Genomic DNA, 22,664 nt, shown 5'->3' on the forward strand with positions numbered 1-22,664 from the left:
AACCTACCCGGCGGGTCTGACAACGCGGCCCGGGCGGGCATGGTGCGAGGGCCCTTGAGGACTCAGACCTCGGCGGAGTCCCCCGGCGTCAGCCGCAGGTGCTCCGAGCCGCCGAGCTGCCCGATCTGCCGGTCGTAGATCGGTCGGGCCAGGTCGGTGAGGAGGGCGTCGTGGATGTCGTAGGCGCGCTGCGGCTTCAGCTCGCGGACGTAGTCGATGACCTCGGAGATCTTGCTCCAGGGCGCCATGACGGGGAGCATCAGCGTCTCCACCGGCTGGTCGGGGACGGTGAGGGCGTCGCCGGGGTGGAAGACCCTGCCGCCGTCGACGAGGTATCCGACGTTGGTGATGCGCGGGATGTCCGGGTGGATCACCGCGTGGACCTCGCCGTGGACCTGGACGTCGAAGCCGGCGGCGGTGAAGGTGTCGCCGTGGCCGACGGTGTGGACGCGGCCGGGGAAGGCGGACGAGATCTTCTCCGCGACCGCCCGCAGGGTCCAGATCTCTGCGGCCGGGTTGTCCTCCATCGCGGCGCGCAGCCGGGACTCGTCGAAGTGGTCGGGGTGCTCGTGGGTGACGAGGATCGCGTCCGCGCCGAGCGCGGCGTCCTCCTCGCTGAAGGCGCCGGGGTCGAGGACGAGGGTCCGGCCGTCCTTCTCGAGACGGACGCAGGCGTGCGACTTCTTCGTGAGCTTCATGGGTCCATCCTGCCTCCGCGCTCTTCCGGCGGACTTCACCCCTGGGGCGTGGTCTCCTCGCGGATGACCTGCTGGGCGACCTTGAACGCGCTGTTGGCGGCGGGTACGCCGCAGTAGACGGCCGCCTGGAGCAGCACTTCCTTGATCTCGCCCGGGGTGAGGCCGTTGCGCAGGGCGGCTCTGGTGTGGAAGGCCAGCTCGTCCAGGTGGCCGCCGGCGACCAGGGCGGTGAGGGTGACACAGCTGCGGGTGCGCCGGTCGAGGCCGGGGCGGTCCCAGATCTCACCCCAGGCGTAGCGGGTGATGAACTCCTGGAAGTCCCCGGAGAACTCGTCGGCCTGGGCCAGCGCCCGGTCCACGTGCGCGTCGCCCAGCACCTCGCGGCGGACCTTGAGCCCGGCGTCGTACGGGTCGGGCCGCCCCTGGGCCTGCGGCGGTACGGCGGCCGGGGCGATCTCGGCGACGGGGCCGGTCTGCAGGGGCTGCGGCGGGGCGGGAGAAAGGACCGGCTTGAGGGCGGCAGGGGGCAGGGCGTTCTGGCCGGTGGAAGTCTCGAAGGCGGGCTGCCAGGCCGTGGAGAAGTGCCTCACCAGCAGGTCGGTGACCGCCGCGGGCTGCTCCACCGGGACCAGGTGCGAGGCGCCGGGGACGACGGCGAGGCGGGCGTCCGGGATGCCGGCGACCAGCGTGCGGGCCTCCGCGGGGCCGGTGACCTGGTCGTCCGATCCGACCAGGACCAGGGTCGGTACGCCGACCCGCCCGAGCTCGGGGCGGACGTCGAACGAGGCGAGTGCCTCGCAGGAGGCGATGTAGCAGCCGGGGTCGGTGGTGCGCACCATCTGCACGGCCCACTCGGTGATCGCGGGCTGCGCGGCGGCGAACCCGCCGGTGAACCAGCGCTCGGGCGCGGTACGGGCGATGGGGTCGAGGCCGTTCGTGCGGACGATCACGCCTCTCTGCCGGAACTCGTCGGCCGTGCCGAAGCGGGGCGAGGCCGCGATCAGAGCGAGCGAGGCGAGCCGCTCGGGGTGGCGCAGGGCCAGCTCGATGCCGACGGCGCCGCCGAGCGCGCAGCCCGCGTAGCCGAAGCGCTGCACGCCGAGCCCTTCGAGGGTGGCCAGCAGCCGCGTGGTGAGTTCACCCACCGACCCCGCCGGGTACGCGGGAGCGCCGCCGTGCCCGGGCAGGTCGAACCGGAAGACGCGCCACTGCTTGGTCAGCTCGGGGATCTGGCGGTCCCACATGTGCCATGTGGTACCCAGTGAGGGACCGAGGATCAGGACGGGAGCCTCCTCTGGCCCGTCAAAGCGGTATTGCAGGGTGTTCGACGGTGTCTCACTCACGCCCCAGACCCTCTCACGTCTCACAGACGCCCCTATAACGCGGGGGTGCGGGCGATCGACCAGGCCGTCGACGGCCTGGTCCGCGGCGAGGCCGCCTGGGCCGCCTGCGACCTGGCGAAGCGACGGAAACTGCTCGAGCAGATGCAGGCAGCCACCGCCGAAGCGGCCGAGGCGTGGGTGCGCGCGGCCGTCGTCTACGAGCGGCTGCCCGGCGACAGTCCGCTGATCGGCGAAGAATGGATCACCGGCCCCTACCCGGTGCTGACCTCCCTCGGCGCGCTCGCCGCCAGCATCACCGCCCTGGGGGAGAACCGCAGTCCCGTCGACGGCTTCTCCTTCGGCCAAGCACCTGGCGGACGGGTCACGGTCCGCGTCCTGCCCCACAGCATCTGGGACCGCCTCCTGCTGAACGATCTCAGCGCCGAGGCGTGGATGCCGCCTGGCACCACGGAGGAGGAGGTGCGGGAGCGCGCGGGCCTCGCCCAGCTCCACCCGTCCGACACCGCTGGCGTCGGCGTCGTGCTCGGCGCCGGCAACATCACCTCGGTCCCCATCCTGGACGTGCTCTACGGGCTGTACGCGCACAACAGCGTGGCGGCCCTCAAACTGAACCCGGTCACCGACGGCCTCCTCGACGTCTTCAACCGAGTACTGGCGCCGCTGATCGACCTCGGGCGGTCCGGGTCCTCACCGGTGGCGCCGACATCGGGACGTACCTGGTGCACCACCCGAAGGTCCGCCACGTCCACATGACCGGCAGCGCCGCGACCCATGACGCGATCGTCTTCGGTACGGGTAACGAGGGCGCCGGCTGCAAGAAGGCGGGCACACCGCTGCTCGACAAGCCGGCCACCAGCGAACTGGGCGGGGTCTCCCCCACGATCGTGCTGCCGGGCGGCTGGTCCGAGGCGGACCTGCGCTACCAGGCCGAGCACATCGCCACCCAGAAGCTGCACAACAACGGCTACAACTGCGTAGCGAGCCAGGCGGTCGTCGTCAGTGCCGACTGGGCGCAGAAGGACCGCTTCCTGGCCCACCTGCGAGCCGCGCTGGCCGACGCACCCGCCCGCCCCCGCACTACCCCGGCAGCGACGACCGGGGCGCCCACGCCCTCGACACGTACGGCGACGACGCCGAACGGCTCGGAGCAGGCCGCGTGCTGATCACAGGTCTCGCCCCGGCGGAACCCGGACCAGCTCTGACCACGGAGCACTTCGCCCCCGTCCTCGCCGTGCTGAAACTCCCCGGTGACCCGCGCCAGTTCCTCGCCGAGGCGGTCCGCACCACGAACGAGGAGTTCGCCGGCACCCTCGGCGTGACCCTCATCGCGCATCCGAGCACGATGGCCGTGCTCAGCCCCGCGCTGGACGAAGCGGTCTCCGAACTCCGCTACGGCACCATTGCGTTGAACGCCTGGACCGGCGTCGGCTATCTCACCGCAACCGCCTCCTGGGATACTTTCCCGGGACACACCCCCGACGACGTGCAGAGCGGCATCGGCGTCTGCGGCACGCCCGTCGCTTCCTGTACCTAAGCGGCAGCATCCGCCTCACCCCGCAGCCAGGCTCTGCGCTCGACGACCGGCGGGCAGGGCCCGGCTCAGGGCAACTCATCGCCAACGAGACAGGGCGGGGTCGGCGCATGGCCCCGCCCACGGGGTTCCCAACTGTCTCTCTGGCCGGGCTCTCACCTCGTCCCGGCCTCGAGTGGTCCAGAAGCTCCTCACGGTGTGGACTTTCCGACGCGGAGGGAGTCATGGACACGTCACTCGTCGCAGAGAGTTGGTGAGGCGCCCTGACTTTAGAAGAAGTGCTTGCGTCCACCGACCGCGCGACCGGTCGCACCCAGGATCCACAGGATGGCGCCAACCAGAATGAGGATGCCACCGATCGTCGTCAGCAGACCCATGCCGACAAGCAGGCCGATGATCAGCAGAATAAGCCCAAGCCTCAGGTCCAAGGGCTTCTTCACCCTCGCCAGCCGGCCCTGGGTGACGGGACTGTGGCCGCAGGCCGGTTCGGGACGTGATGGCGCCGGCCGCGCCGGTGACGGAGCTACTGCGCGGGTACGTCTCCGGATACGGCGACGCCTGCCTGGCGGAAGTCCTCGACGGCCGCAGCAATGGTGTCGGGTGCGACCCCGACCGCGTAGTCCAGGCGAACCCGGGCCCGGAACCCCGCCGCGCCGGCATCCAGCGCGGTCGCGCGGACACAGTGGTCCGTGGCGATGCCCACCACGTCGACGTCCTCGACCCCGCGGGCACGCAGCCAGTCGGCCAGAGGGATGCCCTGTTCATCGGCACCTTCGAAGCCGCTCTTGGATGCGCTGTGCGCGCCCTTGAAGAAGACGGCGTCGACCTTGCCACCGGCGACGGCGGGTGCGAAATTGGGGTGGAATTCGCCGCCCTGGTCTCCGGCCACGCAGTGGACGGGGAAGCTGTCGTGGAAATCGGGGGTCTCGGAGAAGTGGCCTCCCGGGTCGATGTGGTGGTCGCGGGTGGCAACGATGTACTGGTACTCACCACCCGCGCTCTGCTCGACCAGTTCGGCGATCTTGGTCGCGATTCGCGCACCGCCCGCGACGGGGATGCTGCCTCCTTCACAGAAATCGTTCTGCACATCCACGACGATCAAGCCTCGGCTCATCACGACCACCCTTCAGCACGACGGAACACCTCCGGGTTCTACCGGTCCTCGCCCGCCCTGCGGAGAGGCGAGTGGCCGCACTGCACCCGTACGGCCCAACGCTTTCACCGCAGGAACGATTCGCGCCCGGGAAGGCCATGCCGTGCGCGGGGATGGTCTCCCCGGACGCCGGCCGATGTCACCGCACCGGAGTGCGGCGGCCTCTCCAGCCCGCTTGCGAAGACGTCGTAGCTGGTCGAGAGCGGGGACTCAGGCGTGGATCGGTTGGGTGGGGGTGGTCGGTGCGGACGCCGGTAGGCGATGCCTCATCGGAAGAGAGCCAGGAGCTACTCGACTTGCAGGATTCGCCCACGCTCCGGCACCGCGTCTCCTGTCCGGCGCGTTGAAAACGGCGTGGTGCACGGATTCACCAGATGGTGTGGGTCATCCGCTGTTCGGCCGTCTCGCCATTCTCGCCCGCTGATGATCGGAGAGCGCCCGTTGCCGTCCAGAGAGCGTGGTTCGCGCCCCTCGGCGTGCCAGGTCGCACGCACCACCGTCCGATCAACAGGATTGGCTCATCGTGCATTTGACTCCGCATGAGCAGGAGCGCTTGCTGATTCACGTCGCGGCCGACGTGGCAGGCAAGCGTCGCGACCGGGGGCTGCCTCTCAACTACCCCGAGACCATGGCCCTGCTGACCGTTCACGTCTTCGAGGCGGCACGCGACGGTAAGACGGTCAGCGACATCATGGACTCGGGCCGACGGGTCCTCACGCGTGACGACGTGATGGACGGCGTCCCGGAGATGATCAAAAACGTCCAGGTGGAGGCCACCTTCCCGGACGGCACCAAGCTGGTCACGATCCACGACCCCGTCCCGGAGGCAACCGAGGAGCCCGAGGTCTATCCGGGCAAGGTCGAGCACCCCGAGCCGGCGCGCAGGCCGAAGTGCCCGGTCGACTGCGACGACACCGACTCGTCCGTCTGTTGCGATGCGTGCGAGGACGCCGCGTCCTGGCATGAGGCGATCGTGTTCAACGAGCACCTGCAGGACGACAAGAAGACGATCAAAGTCAGGAACACGTCCGACCGTCCCATCCAGGTCGGCTCCCATTACCACTTCGCCGAAGCCAACCCCGGCCTTGAGGTGGTCGAGAACCCCGTTGGCACGTCCGTGACCAACCAGCCGCTCAAGGACTGCCCTGAGGCGAAGGGGCGCCGGCTCAACATCGCCGCGGGCACATCCGTGAGGTTCGAACCAGGAGATGTGTGCTGCGTTGAACTGGTGAAGATCGAGGGCGACGCCAAGAAGGACACCCGCAAGATCCAGGGACTGCGCAAGGGGATCGTCCGATGAGTAGCCAGCCGGGGCAGACGGGCCGGCAGAGGCAGAGCAATGTGCTGAAGCGGGCGGACTACGCCACTCTGTACGGGCCCACCACCAGGGACCGGGTCCGCCTCGCCGACACCGATCTCACCGTCGAGATCGAAGCTGACTGGAGCGGCGGACCGGAGAACAGCGGCAACGAGATGATCTTCGGTGGCGGGAAGGTGATCCGGGAGTCGATGGGCATGTCCCACATCCCGAGGGACGGGGGCGGCAACAAGGGTCGCGTTCCCGTGGACACGGTCATCACGGGGGCGCTGATCCTCGACTGGTGGGGTGTGGTCAAGGCCGACGTCGGCATCAGAGATGGCAAAGTTCATGCCATCGGCAAGGCGTACAACCCCGAGACGATGGACCCGGTCTCGGCGTTCGAGAAATCCGCTCGTGAACAGGCTGGCGAGCGGCTGCCGGTGACGGCGACGAACTTCGTGGTCGGCCCGAGCACCGAGGTCATCTCCGGCAACGGCCGGATCCTCACGGCGGGTGGTGTGGACACCCACGTCCACTTCATCTGCCCCGGGGAGATCCACGAGGCCCTGGCTTCGGGCGTGACCACGCTCATCGGCGGCGGCACCGGCCCCGCTGAGGGCAGCACGGCGACCACCGTGACCCCGGGCGAGTGGCACATCACCCGGCTCTTCGAGGCTCTGGACGAGTACCCGGTCAACATCGGCCTGCTCGGCAAGGGCAGCACGATGAACGTAGAGGCCCTGAACGAGCAGGTGGACGCGGGTGTCATCGGCTTCAAGATTCACGAGGACTGGGGTGCCACGCCCGCGGTGATCGACAAGGCGCTGGCAGTCTGTGAGAAGCGCAAGATCCAGCTCGCCCTGCACGCCGACTCGCTCAACGAGTCCGGCTTCCTGGAAAGCACCAAGGCCGCTTTCAAGAAGCGATCCATCCACATCTTTCATGTCGAGGGCGCCGGAGGAGGCCACGCCCCGGACATGATCGAGCTCGTCAAGGAGGAGAACGTCCTGCCGGCCTCGACCAACCCCACCCGGCCCTTCACGGTGAACACCGTCAAGGAGCACGTCGACATGATGGTCGTCTGCCACCACCTCAACCCGGACATTCCGGCGGACATGGCCTTCGCGGATTCCCGCATCCGGCCCTCCACCATGGCGGCGGAGGACCTCCTGCACGACATGGGCGCCATCTCGATGATGTCCTCGGATGCCCAGGCGATGGGCCGCATCGGCGAGATGATCATGCGTACCTGGCAGACCGCGCACGTCATGAAAGCCCGCTACGGCGCGCTGCCCGAAGACCTGCAGAGCGCGAAAGTCCGAACGATCCGCAAGGACAAGGACCACTCCTTCAACGAGGACAGGCTGAAGCCGAACGACAACTACCGGGCGCGCCGGTACGTCGCCAAGTACACGGTCAACCCATCGATCACGCACGGAATCGCCGGTCACGTCGGTTCCGTGGAGCCGGGGAGGCTGGCGGACCTGGTGCTGTGGGAGCCGAAGTTCTTCGGCGTCAAGACGCACATGGTCCTCAAGGGCGGCCAGCTCGCCTACGCGCAGGTCGGCGACGCCAATGCATCGATCACGACGCCGCAGCCTTACCTGCCGCGGCCCGTGTGGGGGTCCACCGGCCGTGCCCCGGGGAGTAACTCGGTGAACTTCGCAGCACCGGGAGTGGCCGACAGGCTGAACACCCGATTCGTCATCACCCAGGACGGCAGCAACAAGGTCACGGACGCGAAGACGGAGGGGCTCGGACTCCGAAAGAGGTTCGTCGAGATCTCGGACACCCGGAGCGTCAAGAAGAAGGATATGAAGCTGAACGACACGGTGCCCGAAAGCCTCGACGTCGACCACAACAGCTTCGAGGTCACCATCGGTGGTGCGACGACGAGCGACGCCCGCACGGAACTCAACGGTGTGACCGTACCGCGCTCCTACGTCAGCGAAGTCCCGCTGGCACAGCGGTACTTCCTCTTCTGACCCACCACCGGGCCCGGCCGCCGCACCGCCCTGGCGGCCGGGCCCGGGCTGTCAGTCCCGGCCACCTCGTTACCTTCTCTCCTGTGAAAGGCAGCCGCTCGCCGATGAGTCGCGCAGCCCTACTCCTTCTGGCCGACGGCCGTTTTCCCGCCGGTGGGCATGCCCACTCCGGCGGCGTCGAGGCCGCGGTCGCCCACGGAGCCGTCCACGACACCGACAGCCTGGAAGCGTTCTGCCGCGGCCGTCTGCACACCACCGGTCTGACGATGGCCGGGCTGGCCGCCGCGGCCGCCGCCGGACACGACCCGCTGCTGCTCGACGACGCCGCCGACGCCCGCACCCCCGCCCCCGCACTGCGTGCCGTCGCCCGCAAGCTCGGCCGACAGATGATGCGGGCGGCTCGTGTCACCTTTCCTTCGGCCGGACTCGAGCACCTGGCCGCCGCGCGGCCCCAGGGCGCTCACCAGCCCATCGTCCTGGGACTCACCGCCCGCGCCGCCGGGCTCGACCCGGTGGATGCCGCCTATGCGGCCGCGTACGAGAGCATCGGTGGCCCGGCCACCGCAGCCGTGCGCCTGCTGAGCCTCAACCCGCTCGACGCCTCGGGGCTGCTGGCCCGCCTCGGTCCGGAAACCGACGACGTCGCGTCGGCCGCGGCCGACGCTGCGACCCTCGCCCTGACCGAGGGCATCGACGCCCTGCCGTCGGCCTCCTCACCTCTGCTGGACATCACTGCGGAGCAGCATGCCGCCTGGACCGTCCGGCTCTTCGCCTCCTGACCACCACCCGATCGATTGCGCTTCGCAACGGAGTTGCCATGCACCTCGACCACTCTCTGTCTCACCAGCACATCCCCAGCGCTTCGGCGACCCGGCCTGACGGCAGCCGTCGCGCCCTGCGCGTCGGCCTGGGCGGGCCTGTCGGCTCCGGCAAGACCGCGACCGTCGCCGCGCTCTGCCGCACGCTGCGCGACCGCTGGTGCATCGCCGCTGTCACCAATGACATCTACACCCGCGAGGACGCCGAGTACCTGCTGCGCAAAGCCGTCCTGCCGCCCGAGCGGATCACCGCCGTCGAGACCGGCGCCTGCCCGCACACCGCAATCCGCGACGACATCTCCGCCAACCTGGAAGCCGTCGAGCACCTGGAAGAGACCCTCCACCCCCTCGACCTGGTGCTCGTCGAGTCCGGTGGTGACAACCTGACCGCCACCTTCTCCAAGGGCCTCGTCGACGTACAGATCTTCATCATCGACGTGGCCAGCGGCGACGACATCCCCCGCAAGGGAGGCCCCGGCATCACCACCGCCGACCTCCTCATCGTCAACAAGACCGACCTCGCCCCGTACGTCGGCGCCGACCTGGACGCCATGGCCGTCGACGCGAAACGACAGCGCGGCGACCTTCCCGTCATCTTCACCGACCTCACCTCCGACGACGGCATCCACGAAGTCGCCGAGTGGTTGACCGGCCACCTCACCCGGTGGCGCGCCGGGGCAACGGTATGAGCCCCGCCGCCCGACTCGCCTCCGCCCGAGCCACGTCCGACGTCAGCAGTCCCCCACCCGGCGCGCAGGAACCGGCCGGCCACCCAGACGGTGTACGTGCCACGGCCCGGATCCGCGCCGCGCACAACGGACGCGTCACCACCCTCCCGCAGCTGCGCAGCGACGGCCCCTTCCACCTGCGGCGCCTGCGCACAGGCGGCAACGCCGCCAGGGTGGGGATCATCGGCGCGATGAGCGCCCCGCTCGGCGGCGACCGGCTGTCCCTCGACATCACCGCAGAGGACCGGGCCGAACTGGAGGTCACCACGGCCGCCGCCACCCTCGCACTGCGCGGCCCCACCACCGCCCCGGCCACCTACGACGTACGGCTCTCCGTCGCAGAGCACGCCATCCTGCGCTGGCTGCCGCAGCCGCTGATCAGCGCCGCGGGCAGCAACCTGCGCCAGACCTGCACCGTTGAACTCGACGCCACAGCACGGCTGGTACTGCGGGAAGAGCAACTCCTGGGCCGGGCCGGCGAAGAGCCCGGCCACCTCGTCAGCCGGATCCTGGTCCGCCGCGCCGGACGCAAGCTGCTCGACCAGCACACGGCGTACGGCAGCCCGGAACTCGGCTGGGACGGCCCGGCCGTCCTGAACGGCAATCGCGCCGTCGGCCAGCTTCTACTCGTCGGACCCGGCGTGAACGCCCGCCCGGACCCCGTCCTGCTCCGAGAGGGCTCCAAGGACGGGTGCGCCCTCCTCGCGCCGCTGGCCGAGGGGCCGGCTCTGCTCGCCACAGCCGTGGCACCGACCTCGTCGGTATTGCGCGAGCTCCTCGACGAGGCGCACGCGCATGCCCTCGGAAGACAGCGTGGTTGGTCCGGGGCGTGATCACCGCCCCCTCCCCACCACGTGGCCCGGCTTTCAGGATGCGGCCGGATGGCCGAACGCGCACGGTGGGCCCGGCGCGGCTCATACGACGCGGGCCCAGGCGCGCGGGTACCTCGGGCTGCGGCACGCGCACCGAGCCCGCCGAGATCGCATGCGAGGAAGGAAAGGCAGGGCACCAGCGCCTGCCGCTCGCCCACAGACGCACAGCACGGCTGGGCTGCTACCAACGGCAACCGGTACAAGCGTCACAGGACCCTGTGTGCGGCTCCACCCGATCAAGTCCACGCTCCAGCCGGACAGCAGACCGGCCCACACAGCCCCGCCCCTGCCCGCGCGCGGTCACGAATCGATCCCGAGTTTAGAGGCTGGCGATGACTGCGAGGCTTCTCGCTCACGCGAGTGGTTTCGGACTGGCCGGCCCGGCGGCGGGCATCAGAAGAGGGCGGCTGTGGCAGTGACTCGTTCCCCCACGGCGCCGCCACAGCGGCTCCCCGGTCACGTCCGACTACTCGGGCCCTACCGCGCTGGGCCCAGGATGCAGGCTCAGTCCGCCGCGCCTACCGTCGAAGTCGAACAGCGACGAGACCCACGGGAGCGCCGGAACTCGTCGTCGGGAGCCGGTGCGGAGCGAGAGGTCACCCCATGACAAGTGCAGCTCTGCGGCAGCGCGGTCCCGCCCGGCCATGGCTCATCGAGCGATGGCGTGAGGCAGCTGACCGCAACCTCACGCCGCTGCAGCGGTCGCTGCTGGTGACGTGGGTTTCCTTCGGGGTGACCTTCGGCACGGTGCGGCTGATCACGCATGGCATTCGGGGCGGGTGGCTGCCCTGGGGGAACATCTCCGCCGGCGGGAAGCATCTGCACCATTACAACCTCGGCATCGCCACCCTCGCCGGCCTCAGCCTGATCGCCGTACGCGGTGACGAGCGGGCCGTCGGACACCCCGCGGTCGCCACCGCCTACGGCTGCGGAACTGCACTGATCGCGGACGAATTCGCCCTGCTGCTGGACCTTCAAGACGTCTACTGGGTCAGACAAGGGCGCGTCAGTGTCGACGTCTCCCTGGGCATTCTTGCCGTGCTCGGCACATATCTAAGCGCCAAGCCTTTCTGGCACGAGGTCATCAGGGTGACCCGCCGTCACTTCGCCTCAGCGGCCAAGCAAGGCCCGCCAGCCACAGCCAGCTGACACCTCCGCGCGGAGGTCCCCGTCGGAACGGTTTCTGGCGGGCCTCGCCGTGTCACAGACGCCCCTGTAACGGGGGTTTGGTGGATACCCTCCTGACCAGGTTGAAGACCTCGCGGGCGGCATATCGCTTGAGGCATCGGATGATCTCACGTCGGGTCTTGCCCTCCTGGGTGCGGCGTTCGTAGTACGCCTGGGCGCGCGGGTCGTGGCGCAGGCGGGTGAACACGATGCGGTGCAGGGCAGCGTTGGCCTGGCGGTCGCCGCCATGGTTGAGGCGACGCGAGGTCCGGCGGCCCGAGGAGTACTCGATGGGACTGACGCCGCACAAAGCAGCGAAGGACGCCTCGGTGCGCAACCGCTCGGGGTTGTCTCCCATAGTGATCAGGAGCGTGACGGCGCTGTCCGGGCCGATGCCCACCGGCACGAGCAGCTGCGGGGCGTGGCCTTCGACGAGCCGGGTCAGGCGCTGATTCAGCTCATCGATCTGCCCGGTGAGCTGCTCGATACGCTGGGCCAGCAGGCTCAGGGTGATGCGGGTGGCCTGGGCCACGGCCTCCTCATCGCCCCCGGCGTCGTCGCCGTCGAGCGGGCTGAGGCGCGCGCAGGTGCGGAACAGCTCACGGTTACCCAGACTGGACAGCTGCTCCGCAGGGCTGGGTCGGCGATGACCAAAACGGCCTTGAGCTGGTTGATCGCCTGGGTACGGGCCTTGACCGCGGAGTCCTTGGCGAGCTTGAACATCCGGGCGCTGTGCACCGGCCCGTCACCGGATTTGGCCCGCGCCCTGGCGTGACCGCTGAGCACGGCCCGCGCGGCAGCCGGCGCATCGAGCGGGTCCGACTTCCCGAGCAAACGGGCCGAGCGGTCGGGCCGATTCACCTCGTACACCTCGACGTGCTGAGCCAGCAGGTAGCGGGACAGGCCCGCGCCGAAGGTACCGGTGCCCTCCACACCGGCCCGGCGCACCGCCCCCAGCTTGCCGGCCCAGACGAGCAGCCGACGGTAGCCGGCCGCCGTGGCCGGAAAGGACTCGGTTCCCAAGACCTTCCCGAGCGGTGAGAGCACGGCGGCAACATGAACCTCGCCGTGCGTGTCCACGCCCAGGACGACCTCACCCCGAACGGGAGGATCCATGCTGGAGGAGGTGCTGCGCTGTCTGGTCGTCATGGTGGTTCGCCTCCCCCGCGGTGACGTGCTGGGTGGATGGCACCGGCCCGCTCGGGCGGTCTGAACCGTGATGGCGCCTGATCGTCGGCAAGGCCCCTATTTGGGACACGCCCTGTGGCTCGGTACCAGCAGGCGCCATCCCGTAACGACAGTCGACACGCCTGTGACTGGACACTTCGGTCATAGATCTCATGAGTCAGACCCCCGTCCGGGACGGCATTGCGCAACCGTCCCATCGATCCCGGTACAGCGGCATGACTCGATCACTGCCGGATGGCTTCGTCCGAACCGATGCTCAACCTGGCCTGCACGGGCTGACAATGCGTCAACTCTTCGTCCACTCGTGACCGGCATTGAGGGGCAGGCGTGTGGCCCGCCTTACCGACTGTCCTTCGTCGACCACGGCACGAACGGCCTCGGACCCTCTACACGCCATCGCCGCAATCAAACGTCGGGCGCAAGACTGTGCACCCGGAATTTGTCCACGAAGGCCATCAAGCCCGGGTTGCAGCTTGTCCCGCGTTGTCGGTGGTGCCCCTCTCCGCAGGAGCAGAGAGTGCCGGTGCCCCCGGCCGCGGTGGTCGAGGGGCGCCGACGTCGCCATGTGGCCGAACGACAGTTGCGAGACAGAACCCGCATGCGAGGTCGCCCGATGAGGTAGACCGACGTGCGGGTTCTTGTCGCCGCTCAGAGGTGTGGCCCGGTCTCACGCCTTCAGGTGAACTTCGCTAACGGAAACGTTCTTTCGTCCGGTCTTAGAGGTGTTTTAGGCAATTCTGGCGGCCCTCTGACGGAAGGCTTGTCCATGCGGCGTCGTGCTGTGATTGCCACTGCTCTGGTTTCCCTGTCCGCGGTTGCCGTGTCCGCGGCTGTTGCTGCGGGACCTGTGATGCCTGTTGCCGGGACGGTCACATGGTGCTTGTCTTCCGCGGCTGCTCAGCATCTGGCGGCTGACGGAGTCGTGGTGTCGGCTGCTGCTCCGGCTGTGCTCGACTCTTCAGGGTCGACCCCGTGTGTGCAGTGGCCGATGAAGGGCGAGATCAGTCTCGATCTGACCGAGGGGTCCTGGACTGCGGGTGGTGGCATGACCTTCACCAGGGTCTCGGACGGGCACAGTCTGCGTTTCACCGGGGCGCACGGTGACTTGGCGCGGCGGTCGATGTCGGTGGATGCGGCTGTCGGAGATGGAGCGGCGCGCTCTGTTGATCTCTCCACGTACGAGCTCGACATGACGAAGATGACGGTCACCATGCCGTCTTTGAACTCTCCTGGTTCGGTTGAGGGCAAGCCGTTCGACACGATGCTGACGCAGGACGGTGCGGCGGTGTTTTCCCGGGCGTTCGGTGCGTCGCCGGTTGCCCCTGGGGACAGCGTGGCCACGGTCGCGGGCCGTGTCGATGTAGTGCCGGCGCTGGGCTGAGCCCGGATGCTGGTGGAGTCTGGCGTCGGGCCTGCCGGTCCTGGCATCCCGGGTGTTGTCCGGGCTGAGAAGGTCGGCGCCACGGTGCTGGCGTGGGCGCGGGATCTGAGACTGGTTGCCGACGCTTTTGAGGAGAAGCGTCTGGTGGCCATGCGGCTGGGTGAATTCGCCGGCCTGACCGTGCCAGGGGCGAGCGCCTGCGAGGTGGAACTGACGGCCCAGTGGGCGGCGTTCATCTGCTTGGTCGACGACCGGTTCGACCGCAGCCGGGTCGATGTCCATCCGGAGGAAGTCGCGTCGCTGTTCAACCGCTTGCTGGACGTGATCACCGGTGGCGGCGCGGCCGGATCGGGCAGCGGGATGGAGCAGGCTCTGGATGACCTGTGGCGGCGTACGGCTCCGCGGATGTCCACACCGTGGCGGGAGCGGTTCGTTGCCGACTACCGCGACTTCGCCCTGGCCACGCGTGAAGAGGCCGCCGACCGCGCAGACCGGCTCCGGCTGGGGTTCAGCGACTACGTCCTGCGGCGTCGCAGGACTATTACCGCCCTGCCCATGGCAGACATCCTGGAGTGCACCGCCGGCGCGCCCTGGCCCGGCCTCCTCGGCGGGGAAGACCTCATGAAGGCTTTGCGGCTGGCTGCGGCTGACGTGGCCGGCTGGACCAATGACCTGGTCTCCGCCGAGGACGACCTGCGGGAGGACCGCGACAACCTGGTGAGCGTGCTGGGCCGTGAGCGCGGCTGCTCCCTGTCCTCGGCACGCGAGCAGGTCACGACCATGCGAAACGACCGAGTCAGGGATTTCCACGCGCTTGCCGCCTCGTTGACCGCAAAGGCCGCTCCCGGAACCGAGCGGGACGGAGTACGGCGTTACGTGACGGCCCTCGGCTCCTTTGTGGCCGCGACGCTGCACTGGCTTGGCGTCACCCATCGCTTCGACGCCCGCTGGTCGTCCGGGCGCCCCGGTCCATGTGACTGATCTCGTTCGCCCGACCCCTGCCGATCCGCGCTCCACCGTGTTTCCGTGCCTTCAAGGACTGTCCTACCGATGAGACTCCCTGCCGCCGAGCAGCTTCCCCCGGCCTGGCCGTCGTCGCGCTTCCCCGCAGCGCTGCCCGCCGGACGCAGGCGTCTCTTGGCGCACGTGCTGAACCGGGTGGGAGCGGACGGTGCCGTGCGCGACTCCTGCCGAAGCCGGGTCCTTGAATCCGCGCTCGCCCTGGCGCTGGTGGAGCGGTGCGGGTCTGGCCACCGCGATGCGCGTGACCGCATGGTGCGTTATCTGGAGCGTCACCGAGGCAGCGGGGATCTGATGGACGCGGCTGTGGCCGCTGCCGTCCTGGGCCGCAGCACCGGGCGCCCGGCTCGTCACCAGGTCCTCGAGGACATCGTCAGTCGGGTCCCGGACTTCACCGGACCTCGCAAACGCGCTCTGGTCCACGCGATCTTCACCATGCTCGACGCGGCTACCGCCCATGACGACGTTGCTCCCCATGCCTTTGATGTGAGCGCGCTGCATCCCTGGGCTGCTGTGCAGGCCGTTGCCGTGAACGCGATCCTGGGCCGGGCGGCAGGCGGAGCGCCGGCCGGCCGGGACGATGTCACCCTGCTGGTCTCCACCCAGCGCCCGGGAACGGTGTGGGAGGGAAACCTCTTCATCCACTTGTCAGTTCTGCATGCCCTGGTGGACGTGCCCGGCATGGAGAGCGTCGTCGACGCCGGTCTGCGCACCGCCCTCACGCACCAGCGGGAGGACGGCGGCCTGCCCTTCGTCACGGACACCGACACGTGGTGCACAGTCGCTGCGGGCCTTGCCCTGGGCAGCACCGGCGCACCGCGCGAGGTACTGCATCGCATCGCCCGGCACCTTGTGCGCGTTCAGCGCACGTACGGCGGCTGGTCCTACACCGACCGGGCTCGGCTCGCCGACACGGACTGCACCACCATGGCGGTCGAATTCCTGCATCAGCTGGGCCCGGATGTCTACCGCGACCAGATTCGGCGCGCACTGGACGCCTTGGTCGCGGTCCGCGGCGCCGACGGCGGATTCCCCACCTACGGATCAGGCACTCCCTCCGAGGCGTGCATGACCGCCGCCGCGATCAGCGCGCTCAGCTCCCAAGGCCGCCACCCTCACCTCATCCAGGCTGCGCTGCGTTTTCTTGCCGACCGCCAGATGCCTGATGGCTCCTTTCCCCCCGGTTGGAGCAGCAGTCGCCTGCACACCCTCTTCAGGGCGTATCTCGCCACTCGCCCCCACCGCCGGCAGTCTCCTCCGGTCGTCCATGACATGAGTGGTCGGATCGCCGGCCTGGTGCAGAGCGCACAGAACGAAGACGGCGGCTTCGGACAGCAGGGCGGCGCCCCGAGCGATGCCATCAGCACCGCCTATGCCCTGATCATCCTGGCCGGACAGCTCGACCCTGCTCCCGCTGCGCGCGCCACTCGCTACCTGCTCGCCCAGCAGCGTCCCGACGGCAGCATCATCTCCGTTCCCGACATGGTCGGCCCGCGTCCTTTCCCGTATCACGTCCCCTTGTTGGCCGACGCGTTCACTCTGCTCGCCCTGGGCCACCTCACCCATCGCATCCGGCCGTCACGCATCGTCAGGCCGGGCCGCCGGCACAGCAGTGCGCAACCCGCCGAAAGGACAGCCCCATGAACCCATTTCGCCAGCCAGCCGCCCCTTCCCTGCCCGGGCGCGTATGCCTGGTCACCGGAGGCGCAGCGGGCATCGGCTGGGCCCTGACCCGCGCCTTGGCCGCAGCCGGAGCCCACGTGTACGTGTGCGACAACTCCCAGGCGAGCCTCGACTGAGCCGCTGCCGACCTCGCCCAGCTGCCAGGGGCGCCCTCCGTCAGGTTCGCCCATGTCGACGTGACCGACCGCACCGCCCTGGAGGAGTGGATCGTCAAGGTCCACACCGAACACGGGCGCATCGACGTCCTGGTCCACAACGCCGCCTACATCCACTGGGCCGACGTCGAAGAGATGACCATCGAGCAGGCCCAGTTGTCCATGCGCACCACGTACGACGCTTTGGTCTGCTCCGTCAAAGCAGTGCTGCCGCTGATGCGAGCGGGCGGCGGTGGGCAGATCGTGGCGATGGGCTCGGCCGCAGGACGGATCTTCGTCAAAGGACCATCGGCGGCCTACGCCGCGGCGAAGGCCGCCGTCGAGGCGTACACCGAGATGCTGCGCATGGAACTGGCCGGCTCCAGCATCGGCGTGACCCTGGTGCGTCCGGCCACCGTCGTTGGCACCGACTTCTTCAAGGTCCACGTCCCTTCGGCCCGCATGCCGAGGATCGCCGACTTCCTGCCGCCCACCACACCGGAGAAGGTCGCTGCCGCGACCGTTGAGGCGATCAGCAGCCGTCGGCCGGCCGTCGACATTCCCGGCTATCTGCCGTCGTTCTACCGCGCCTACGCCATGGCTCCCGAGCTCACCCGCAGGGCCGCCGCAACCGGTGGCAGCGCCCGACGTGACTATGCCGCCGGGCGCCCCACACCCGTCACGCCAGTGCAGCCCGAGGCCACCCGAACCAGCGGCACCCACCGGGACGGGCTCATCGCCCGCAGCCTGAAGAAGGCAGGGGGGAACGCTCACTTCGTGCGCGTCATGTCGCATATCGCGCCGGGCGTCGACCGGGCGGCTCACCGCCTCAGCGGGGGCCGGATGCTCCTGATGCCCGCCACGCTGCCCTCTCTGATGCTCACCACCATCGGCCGCCGCAGCGGCCAGCCCCGTCAAACCCCCCTGCTGTGCCACCTCGAAGCAGACGGAAGCTATCTCGTCGTCGACACCAACTTCGGCCGCCCCCCGAGCCCCGCTTGGTCCCTTAACCTCATCGCCACACCCCGGGCAACCGTGACCCGCCGCGGACGCAGGCTGCCGGTGACCGCCACCCTCCTGGAGGGAACCGAGCGGGCCGCCGCCTGGGACCACCTCGTCGAAGTCTGGCCCGCCTACGTCTCCTTCGCCCAACGTTCGGGACGCTGCCTGCGGATCTTCCGGCTCACACCGGCCTGACCCCATTCTCCCCACCGAACCGTCACCGCGGAGAACACCGTGCCCGTGCCCCTTCGTCCCACCCCCATGGACCTGACCATGCACGACATGGCCCAGGCCCATCCCTCGATCTCCCAGACCATCGGAGTGATCCTCCACCTGGAAGGAACGACTCCCACCCTCGGTGAACTCCGCACTCATGTCGCGTCCCACCTGGGGCACGAGCCGCGCGTCACCCACTACCTGCACGGCCCCGGGCTCAAAGCCCGCTGGCGCCATGACCCGGATCCCGACCTGAACCACCGCGTACGCGAACAGCACCTCCCATCAGGCGAACAGCACCTCGAGGCGGCCCTGACCGACCTCGTCGCGCACCCCTTGCCCGACACGGGCCCCCTGTGGGACATGTGGCTGCTGACCGGCGATGCCCCGGGGCGTTACGCCATCTGCCTGCGAGCGCACCACAGCACCCAGGACGGCATGGGTCTGATCGGCACCCTGACCACACTGTTCGGCACCGCACCCGCACCTACCACGCAGCCCGCGCCCCGGGCAGGCGCCGGAGCCTACCTGGGCACCGTGCGCAGCATGATCGCCGCCAGCGCCACCAACAACGTCTGGAACGACAACGCGCTACCCCTCACCGGCCAGCGTGACATCAGCTGGGCGCACGTACCCACGCAGCGATTGCGGCAAGCCGCCACCGTCCGCGGCGGTGACACGAACGACGGCTTCTTGGCCACCCTCAGCGGGGCTCTGCGCACGTGGACATCACAATCCTGGCCCCGGGGCGCCGACAGGCCGCTGCCGGCTATCACCATGGTCAACCTGCGCCGGGCCGAGGAACACGACCGGCCGGGGAACTACTGCACCTTCGCACCCGCGCCCCTTCCCTGCCACGAGCCGACAGTGGAAGGCCGCCTCGACCACGTCATCGCGGCCACCCGCACTGCAAAAGACCCGACCCGCCACAAGGCCATGCGTTCCGTGATGGACCTCGTCCCCGCACGCGCCTTCCAGGCTCTGGCGACCCGGCTGACCACACCCGACCGGGCTACCATCACCACGTCCTACCTCGCCATCCACCGGCCGCTGCGCTACAAACAGGACCCCGTCACCCGCATCCAGCCCTTCAACTGGCTCCCACGGCACCAGCCGGCGTCGATCGTGGCCTGCAGCTACAACGGAACCACCAGCGTCTGCTTCGTCACCGACGCCGCTCTCCCCGGACTGAACCAGCTGCCCAGACTGTTCCACGACGCGGTGGACCAACTCCCGCATCCTCCCAACGACCGGCAAGTGCCGGGCCAACCTCCCCACACCGGCGTGACCCCCCCGAGGCCCGCCGCTGACCGCAACACCGCCACCGTCATCGATTTCGCGCTCATCAAGAAGATCCTGGTCCAACAGGGAAGTCTGCCGGCCGCACCGATCACTCCCCAAGCCACGCAGGCACAAGCCGGCATCGACTCCCTGGCCGTTGCCCTGCTGTCCATGAGCCTCGAGGACCGCATGGGCATCGTGATCACCGAACACGAACTGGCGAAGGCACCCACCGTCGCCGACCTGGTCAACCTGGTGGCCCAACAGGCGGCGTCACCCTCCGACCACGAGAGCCCGGCAGAGCAGGGCCCCCACCCACAGGCAGATCGACCCCACGCGGTACCCGAGGCGTAGTCGCGCCCCGATCCCTCGCCAGAAGCTCCGACCACCACCCGCCGACATCAGCGGCAGCACACCGGCGACAGCGGGATCACAACGAGCGCCCGGTCAGACGGAACCCAGAGGGCAGTCCCTCCGCTGACGGTGACGCGAACGAGCAAGCACGGAGAAGACAAACCCTTGATCTTTGCACGCAAAACCACGACCCCGTCGCCAGCGCATGCCGCGCGACTCATCGGCCTGGGGTCCTACCTGCCCCCGCGAAAGGTAAGCAATGCCGACGTCGCCGCACGCCTGGACACGACGGACGAATGGATCCGTACCCGTATCGGCATCGCCGCGAGGCACATCGCCGATCCGGCGACGGCCACCAGTGACCTGGCGGTAGAGGCAGCACTACGGGCGATGAAATCGGCGGAGGTCGAACACGTCGACGTCGTCATCCTGGCCACCGCCACTCCGGACCATCATGTGCCCGGCACCGCGCCCCTGGTTGCCCACCGCCTCGGCCTGCGTCAGGTGCCCGCCTTCGACCTCGGCGCCGGCTGCTCGGGCTTTGTCTACGCAACGACCGTCGCAGCAGGACTCATCCACGCGGGAACCGCCAGCACCGTAATGGTCATCGGAGCCGAGAAGATGTCAGCCGTCATCGACCCCGCCGACCGATCTACCGCGCCGATCTTCGGAGACGGAGCAGGCGCAGTCGTGCTCGCTGCCGGACGAGCTGACGAACCAGGAGCTCTCGGACCAGCCGCATGGGGCAGCGACGGCGAGCACGCAGACGCCATCTACATCCCCGGCGGCGGTTCCCGCAACCCTTCACGTGCCACCGCCGACCTGAAGAACCGCTACGTACACATGAAAGGGAACGAGGTATTCCGTCACGCGGTGCGCCGCATCACTCACGTGACTGAAGAATCAGCCGCCGCAGCAGGGTGGGCCATTCAGGACATCGACAGGCTGATCGTCCACCAAGCAAACGCACGCATCAGCGTGGCTGTGGCCAACACCCTGGGAATCCCGCCAGAGCGCGTACCGTCCAACATCACCCACGTCGGCAATACCTCCGCAGCCTCCATCCCCCTTCTGCTGAGTCACTCCGCGATCAACGGGCAGCTGAAACCCAGGCAACGAGTCGTCGTGACCTCTTTCGGCGCAGGCTTCACCTGGGCGGCCACCACTCTGCTGTGGCCCATCGGCCTCCAGGTTCTCGCCTGAGCGCACAGCGAGCGGATCCACGAGATGGCCTTCTCCGGCGCCGACCAGACATCCAGATACGCCTTCGCAGACTGGGGAGACGCGCTCCGCCCCAGCCGGCCTCGACGAACACCTTGTTGAAGAAGCTCAGCATCAGCACACGCTGAGGCCCTGGGGACCACCGTCCCCCCGCCGATCTTGGGTACCGTGGTCGTCACTGTGGCTGATGGACCACTCCACGTGCTATTTCCCGGAGCCGCATCCGTAGTGCCCGTACCCTTCGTGTGTACACGGCGTCACACAGCGAGCGCCAACCACTGGAGGCAACACCCCGTGCTCATTGCTCAGCGTCCGTCCCTGACCGAAGAGGTCGTCGACGAGTTCCGCTCCCGGTTCGTGATCGAGCCGCTGGAGCCAGGCTTCGGTTACACCCTCGGCAACTCCCTCCGCCGGACTCTGCTGTCCTCGATCCCGGGTGCGGCGGTCACGTCCATCCGTATCGACGGCGTGCTGCACGAGTTCACCACCGTGCCGGGGGTCAAGGAGGACGTCACCGACCTGATCCTCAACATCAAGCAGCTCGTCGTGAGCAGTGAGCAGGACGAGCCGGTCGTGATGTACCTGCGCAAGCAGGGCCCTGGTCTGGTCACCGCCGCCGACATCGCGCCCCCGGCCGGTGTCGAGGTGCACAACCCCGACCTCGTCCTCGCCACGCTCAACGGCAAGGGCAAGCTGGAGATGGAGCTGACCGTCGAGCGTGGCCGCGGTTACGTCTCCGCCGTGCAGAACAAGCAGGTCGGCCAGGAGATCGGCCGGATCCCGGTCGACTCCATCTACTCGCCGGTACTCAAGGTCACGTACAAGGTCGAGGCCACGCGCGTCGAGCAGCGCACTGACTTCGACAAGCTGATCGTCGACGTCGAGACCAAGCAGGCCATGCGCCCGCGTGACGCCATGGCGTCGGCCGGTAAGACCTTGGTCGAGCTGTTCGGTCTGGCCCGCGAGCTCAACATCGACGCCGAGGGCATCGACATGGGCCCGTCCCCCACGGACGCCGCCCTGGCCGCCGATCTGGCGGGGACAGGAGAATCTCCACGCTCTGTTCACCGCGCGGTGCCAAGGGGCCGTGGCCCCCGCGAGCGTCCCGCCTTCCCAAGTACGTCGGGTAACCCGGCACCCGTGCCGGGTTCTGTCGCACCGCAGTGCTGGATGGTGGCCCGAGGACGAAGAGTGAGAGCATCCGCGTCATGGATGATGCAGACGGTCACACGGCTCGGTGGTGGGTGGCGTTGCGCCGGACGCCGATGGCCGTCTGGAACGACGACGTCACGGACTGGGCCGCTGCGCTGACCTACTATGCGGTTCTGGCCCTGTTCCCGTTGCTGCTGGTGATCCTCTCGATTCTGGGTCTGACCATGCCCACGGCCAAGCCGGAGGTCATCGACCGCATGACGCAGGCGGCCCCGGCCGAATCCCGCGCTCTGCTGCGCAGCACCCTGCGGCAGATGGTCACACAGCCGACGGCAGCTTGGACGCTGATCTTCGTCGGAGGGGCGGGAGCCCTGTGGTCGGGATGCAGCTATCTGAGCGTCTTCCGCCGGGCGTTGTACGCCATGCATCGGATCAGC

General features: G+C 68.9%; 20 protein-coding genes and 4 pseudogenes. 19 read left to right on the plus strand and 5 right to left on the minus strand.

What is annotated here, in order from left to right; genetic code table 11:
* Nucleotides 1–62: 62 nt before the first annotated feature.
* Both IO24_RS0116890 and pcaDC read right to left on the minus strand, forming a co-directional pair.
* Nucleotides 63–698: an MBL fold metallo-hydrolase gene (locus tag IO24_RS0116890; protein WP_031136560.1), complete on the minus strand. Its 636-nt coding sequence runs from the start codon at nucleotides 696–698 to the stop codon at nucleotides 63–65.
* Between the two features lie 35 nt (nucleotides 699–733).
* Entirely contained in the window at nucleotides 734–2,041 is a 1,308-nt protein-coding gene (pcaDC, locus tag IO24_RS0116895) for a bifunctional 3-oxoadipate enol-lactonase/4-carboxymuconolactone decarboxylase PcaDC (protein WP_031136562.1), read from the minus strand.
* A 45-nt stretch (nucleotides 2,042–2,086) separates the two neighbouring features.
* On the opposite strand from pcaDC, the gene IO24_RS46405 reads away from it, so the two are divergent.
* Genes IO24_RS46405 through IO24_RS45985 form a run of 3 tightly spaced genes read left to right on the plus strand, consistent with a single transcriptional unit; the run spans nucleotide 2,087 to nucleotide 3,575 of the window.
* Nucleotides 2,087–2,794 (plus strand): hypothetical protein, encoded by a 708-nt coding sequence (locus IO24_RS46405; protein ID WP_051905919.1) that lies wholly within the window; start codon nucleotides 2,087–2,089, stop codon nucleotides 2,792–2,794.
* Complete coding sequence (locus IO24_RS46410; protein WP_051905920.1) at nucleotides 2,761–3,204, plus strand: aldehyde dehydrogenase family protein; 444 nt, start codon at nucleotides 2,761–2,763, stop codon at nucleotides 3,202–3,204. Before IO24_RS46405 ends, IO24_RS46410 begins: the two co-directional genes overlap by 34 nt.
* Nucleotides 3,198–3,575, plus strand: coding sequence for a hypothetical protein (locus IO24_RS45985; protein ID WP_051905921.1), 378 nt, complete (start codon nucleotides 3,198–3,200; stop codon nucleotides 3,573–3,575). Before IO24_RS46410 ends, IO24_RS45985 begins: the two co-directional genes overlap by 7 nt.
* A 266-nt stretch (nucleotides 3,576–3,841) precedes the next feature.
* Here IO24_RS45985 and IO24_RS45675 read toward each other — a convergent pair whose 3' ends face one another.
* Together IO24_RS45675 and IO24_RS0116910 are read right to left on the minus strand one after the other, a co-directional pair.
* A complete protein-coding gene (locus IO24_RS45675) occupies nucleotides 3,842–4,012 on the minus strand; it encodes a hypothetical protein (RefSeq protein WP_167551615.1) in 171 nt (56 codons plus the stop codon).
* Between the two features lie 83 nt (nucleotides 4,013–4,095).
* Nucleotides 4,096–4,686: an isochorismatase family protein gene (locus IO24_RS0116910; RefSeq protein ID WP_031136564.1), complete on the minus strand. Its 591-nt coding sequence runs from the start codon at nucleotides 4,684–4,686 to the stop codon at nucleotides 4,096–4,098.
* 562 nt (nucleotides 4,687–5,248) lie between these two features.
* Between IO24_RS0116910 and IO24_RS47370 the strand changes: the two are divergent.
* The 7 genes and pseudogenes from IO24_RS47370 to IO24_RS0116940 all read left to right on the plus strand — a co-directional run.
* Nucleotides 5,249–5,545: pseudogene (locus IO24_RS47370) on the plus strand (urease subunit gamma); the annotation flags it as partial.
* 153 nt (nucleotides 5,546–5,698) lie between these two features.
* The gene (locus IO24_RS47375) at nucleotides 5,699–6,025 is read left to right on the plus strand and encodes an urease subunit beta (RefSeq protein WP_338055626.1); all 327 of its coding nucleotides are present in this window, start codon (nucleotides 5,699–5,701) and stop codon (nucleotides 6,023–6,025) included.
* Entirely contained in the window at nucleotides 6,022–8,010 is a 1,989-nt protein-coding gene (ureC, locus tag IO24_RS0116920; RefSeq protein WP_031136566.1) for an urease subunit alpha, read from the plus strand. Before IO24_RS47375 ends, ureC begins: the two co-directional genes overlap by 4 nt.
* 104 nt (nucleotides 8,011–8,114) lie before the next feature.
* On the plus strand, nucleotides 8,115–8,789 hold the full coding sequence (locus IO24_RS0116925; RefSeq protein WP_031136567.1) for an urease accessory protein UreF: 675 nt from the start codon (nucleotides 8,115–8,117) through the stop codon (nucleotides 8,787–8,789).
* 38 nt (nucleotides 8,790–8,827) lie between these two features.
* On the plus strand, nucleotides 8,828–9,517 hold the full coding sequence (ureG, locus tag IO24_RS0116930) for an urease accessory protein UreG (protein ID WP_031136569.1): 690 nt from the start codon (nucleotides 8,828–8,830) through the stop codon (nucleotides 9,515–9,517).
* The gene (locus IO24_RS40715; RefSeq protein ID WP_051905923.1) at nucleotides 9,514–10,389 is read left to right on the plus strand and encodes an urease accessory protein UreD; all 876 of its coding nucleotides are present in this window, start codon (nucleotides 9,514–9,516) and stop codon (nucleotides 10,387–10,389) included. Before ureG ends, IO24_RS40715 begins: the two co-directional genes overlap by 4 nt.
* Before the next feature lie 642 nt (nucleotides 10,390–11,031).
* A complete protein-coding gene (locus tag IO24_RS0116940) occupies nucleotides 11,032–11,577 on the plus strand; it encodes a hypothetical protein (RefSeq protein ID WP_031136572.1) in 546 nt (181 codons plus the stop codon).
* A gap of 52 nt (nucleotides 11,578–11,629) precedes the next feature.
* Here IO24_RS0116940 and IO24_RS47605 read toward each other — a convergent pair.
* A pseudogene (locus IO24_RS47605) lies at nucleotides 11,630–12,744 on the minus strand (IS110 family RNA-guided transposase).
* 1,027 nt (nucleotides 12,745–13,771) lie between these two features.
* On the opposite strand from IO24_RS47605, the gene IO24_RS0116950 reads away from it, so the two are divergent.
* The 9 genes and pseudogenes from IO24_RS0116950 to IO24_RS0116985 form a co-directional block, all read left to right on the plus strand.
* The gene (locus tag IO24_RS0116950; RefSeq protein WP_157851257.1) at nucleotides 13,772–14,164 is read left to right on the plus strand and encodes a hypothetical protein; all 393 of its coding nucleotides are present in this window, start codon (nucleotides 13,772–13,774) and stop codon (nucleotides 14,162–14,164) included.
* Nucleotides 14,165–14,170: 6 nt separating this feature from the next.
* Nucleotides 14,171–15,145 (plus strand): terpene synthase family protein, encoded by a 975-nt coding sequence (locus tag IO24_RS0116955; RefSeq protein WP_031136576.1) that lies wholly within the window; start codon nucleotides 14,171–14,173, stop codon nucleotides 15,143–15,145.
* Between the two features lie 165 nt (nucleotides 15,146–15,310).
* Entirely contained in the window at nucleotides 15,311–16,828 is a 1,518-nt protein-coding gene (locus IO24_RS0116960; RefSeq protein ID WP_244310218.1) for a prenyltransferase/squalene oxidase repeat-containing protein, read from the plus strand.
* Nucleotides 16,825–17,433: pseudogene (locus tag IO24_RS46425) on the plus strand (SDR family oxidoreductase); the annotation flags it as partial. The gene IO24_RS0116960 and the pseudogene IO24_RS46425, both read left to right, overlap by 4 nt.
* 420 nt (nucleotides 17,434–17,853) lie before the next feature.
* Nucleotides 17,854–18,198, plus strand: a complete 345-nt coding sequence (locus tag IO24_RS46430) for a nitroreductase family deazaflavin-dependent oxidoreductase (RefSeq protein WP_267886835.1) — start codon at nucleotides 17,854–17,856, stop codon at nucleotides 18,196–18,198.
* 39 nt (nucleotides 18,199–18,237) lie between these two features.
* Nucleotides 18,238–19,854, plus strand: coding sequence for a wax ester/triacylglycerol synthase domain-containing protein (locus IO24_RS0116970; RefSeq protein ID WP_157851258.1), 1,617 nt, complete (start codon nucleotides 18,238–18,240; stop codon nucleotides 19,852–19,854).
* A gap of 165 nt (nucleotides 19,855–20,019) precedes the next feature.
* The gene (locus tag IO24_RS0116975; protein ID WP_234335409.1) at nucleotides 20,020–21,057 is read left to right on the plus strand and encodes a beta-ketoacyl-ACP synthase III; all 1,038 of its coding nucleotides are present in this window, start codon (nucleotides 20,020–20,022) and stop codon (nucleotides 21,055–21,057) included.
* 312 nt (nucleotides 21,058–21,369) lie between these two features.
* Nucleotides 21,370–22,113, plus strand: a pseudogene (locus IO24_RS0116980) (DNA-directed RNA polymerase subunit alpha); the annotation flags it as partial.
* 227 nt (nucleotides 22,114–22,340) lie between these two features.
* Nucleotides 22,341–22,664, plus strand: a 324-nt coding sequence (locus IO24_RS0116985) for a YihY/virulence factor BrkB family protein (protein ID WP_244310217.1), incomplete at its 3' end; no start/stop codon positions are given.

The organism is Streptomyces flavovariabilis, assembly GCF_000725785.1.
GTDB lineage: Bacteria > Actinomycetota > Actinomycetes > Streptomycetales > Streptomycetaceae > Streptomyces > Streptomyces hawaiiensis.